The organism is Denitromonas iodatirespirans (assembly GCF_018524365.1).
Classification (GTDB): Bacteria; Pseudomonadota; Gammaproteobacteria; order Burkholderiales; family Rhodocyclaceae; genus Nitrogeniibacter; species Nitrogeniibacter iodatirespirans.
Genome location: NZ_JAEKFT010000073.1, coordinates 1 through 2,818 on the forward strand (window position 1 = coordinate 1; position 2,818 = coordinate 2,818).

Below are 2,818 nucleotides of genomic sequence, written 5' to 3' on the forward strand. Positions count from 1 at the left end.
TGGTGTTGTCCAGCGTGTAGGTGTAGCTGCCGTCGGCATTGAGCACCAGGCTGCCGTAGGTGAGCGTCGGGGTCGCGGCGGTGATCGGGGTGGCGTTGGTGTCGGCACCGACGGTGTCGTTGGTGAGCACACTTCCGCTGACGGTGTTGGCCGCATCCTCGGCGATCACGTTGGTGTCATTGATCGCCACCGGCACGGAGTCGGTGATCTGGATGTCGAGGCTGCCGGTGGCGGCAATGCCCAGGTCGTCGGTGACGACCACGGCGATGGCGTCGAGCACCGGGGCGTTGCTGCTTTGCACGTTCGGGTCGTAGGTGTAGCTGACCGCGCCGGTGGCGGCGTCGTAGCCGGTCAGGACCAGGGTGCCCTCGCCGGTGTCGATGCTGACCGGGGTGGTGCCCAGGTTGCCCAGTTCGGCTTCGCTGACCACGGTGCCGCCGACCGTGAGGCTTTGCAGCCCGGCCGGGGCGCCGATGGTGAAGGCGCCGGGCATCGGGCCGTCGGTCTCGGCCACGGTGCGATCGCCATCGGCCTGGCCCGGGACGTTGCTGTCGGGGATGTCGATGGTCGGCGTGCCGTCGGTGTGGCCGTTGATGGTGATGGTCAGCGTGGCGGTGGTGCTGGTGCCGTCGCCGTCGGTGAGCGTGTAGGTGTAGCTGTCGGTAAGCGTCTCACCGTCATTCAGGGCATTGACCGCGGCGTTGGTGTTGTCGAGGGTGTAGGTGTAGCTGCCGTCGGCATTCAGGACGAGGCTGCCGTAGGTGAGCGTCGGGGTCGCGGCGGTGATCGGGGTGGCGTTGGTGTCGGCACCGACGGTGTCGTTGGTGAGCACAGAGCCGGACACGGTGTTGACACCGTCTTCGGCGATCACGTTGGTGTCACCCACGGCCACCGGCACGGAGTCGGTGATCTGGATGTCGAGGCTGCCGGTGGCGGCAATGCCCAGGTCGTCGGTGACGACCACGGCGATGGCGTCGAGCACCGGGGCGTTGCTGCTTTGCACGTTCGGGTCGTAGGTGTAGCTGACCGCGCCGGTGGCGGCGTCGTAGCCGGTCAGGACCAGGGTGCCCTCGCCGGTGTTGATGCTGACCGGGGTGGTGCCGAGGGCACCCAGTTCGGCTTCGCTGACCACGGTGCCGCCGACCGTGAGGCTTTGCAGCCCGGCCGGGGCGCCGATGGTGAAGGCGCCGGGCATCGGGCCGTCGGTCTCGGCCACGGTGCGATCGCCATCGGCCTGGCCCGGGACGTTGCTGTCGGGGATGTCGATGGTCGGCGTGCCGTCGGTGTGGCCGTTGATGGTGATGGTCAGCGTGGCGGTGGTGCTGGTGCCGTCGCCGTCGGTGAGCGTGTAGGTGTAGCTGTCGGTAAGCGTCTCACCGTCATTCAGGGCATTGACCGCGGCATTGGTGTTGTCCAGCGTGTAGGTGTAGCTGCCGTCGGCATTCAGGACGAGGCTGCCGTAGGTGAGCGTCGGGGTCGCGGCGGTGACCGGGGTGGCGTTGGTGTCGGCACCGACGGTGTCGTTGGTGAGCACGGAGCCGGACACGGTGTTGACGCCGTCTTCGGCGATCACGTTGGTGTCGTTGATCGCCACCGGCACGGAGTCGGTGATCTGGATGTCGAGGCTGCCGGTGGCGGCGATGCCCAGGTCATCGGTGACGACCACGGCGATGGCGTCGAGCACCGGGGCGTTGCTGCTTTGCACGTTCGGGTCGTAGGTGTAGCTGACCGCGCCGGTGGCCGGGTTGAAGCCGGTGAGCACGAGCGTGCCCTCGCCGGTGTTGATGCTGACCGGGGTGGTGCCGAGGGCACCCAGTTCGGCTTCGCTGACCACGGAGCCGCCGACCGTGAGGCTTTGCAGCCCGGCCGGGGCGCCGATGGTGAAGGCGCCGGGCATCGGGCCGTCGGTCTCGGCCACGGTGCGGTCGCCATCGGCCTGGCCCGGGACGTTGCTGTCGGGGATGTCGATGGTCGGCGTGCCGTCGGTGTGGCCGTTGATGGTGATGGTCAGCGTGGCGGTGGTGCTGGTGCCGTCGCCGTCGGTGAGCGTGTAGGTGTAGCTGTCGGTGAGGGTTTCGCCGTCGTTCAGGGCGTTGACCGCGGCGTTGGTGTTGTCGAGCGTGTAGGTGTAGCTGCCGTCGCTGTTGAGCACCAAGGCGCCGTAGGTGAGCGTCGGGCTCGCGGCGGTGATCGGGGTGGCGTTGGTGTCGGCGCCGACGGTGTCGTTGGTGAGCACGGAGCCGGACACGGTGCTGGCCGCATCCTCGGCGATCACGTTGGTGTCATTGATCGCCACCGGCACGGAGTCGGTGATCTGGATGTCGAGGCTGCCGGTGGCGGCGATGCCGAGGTCATCGGTCACCACCACGGCGATGGCGTCGAGCACCGGGGCGTTGCTGCTTTGCACGTTCGGGTCGTAGGTGTAGCTGACCGCGCCGGTGGCGGCGTCGTAGCCGGTCAGGACCAGGGTGCCCTCGCCGGTGTTGATGCTGACCGGGGTGGTGCCGAGGGCACCCAGTTCGGCTTCGCTGACCACGGTGCCGCCGACCGTGAGGCTTTGCAGCCCGGCCGGGGCGCCGATGGTGAAGGCGCCGGGCATCGGGCCGTCGGTCTCGGCCACGGTGCGATCGCCATCGGCCTGGCCCGGGACGTTGCTGTCGGGGATGTCGATGGTCGGCGTGCCGTCGGTGTGGCCGTTGATGGTGATGGTCAGCGTGGCGGTGGTGCTGGTGCCGTCGCCGTCGGTGAGCGTGTAGGTGTAGCTGTCGGTAAGCGTCTCACCGTCATTCAGGGCATTGACCGCGGCGTTGGTGTTGTC

General features: G+C 68.4%; 1 protein-coding gene. It reads right to left on the reverse strand.

Going from position 1 to position 2,818, the window contains the following annotated elements:
- Positions 1-2,818, reverse strand: a 2,818-nt coding sequence (locus tag I8J34_RS23850) for a beta strand repeat-containing protein (RefSeq protein WP_214364130.1), incomplete at both ends; no start/stop codon positions are given.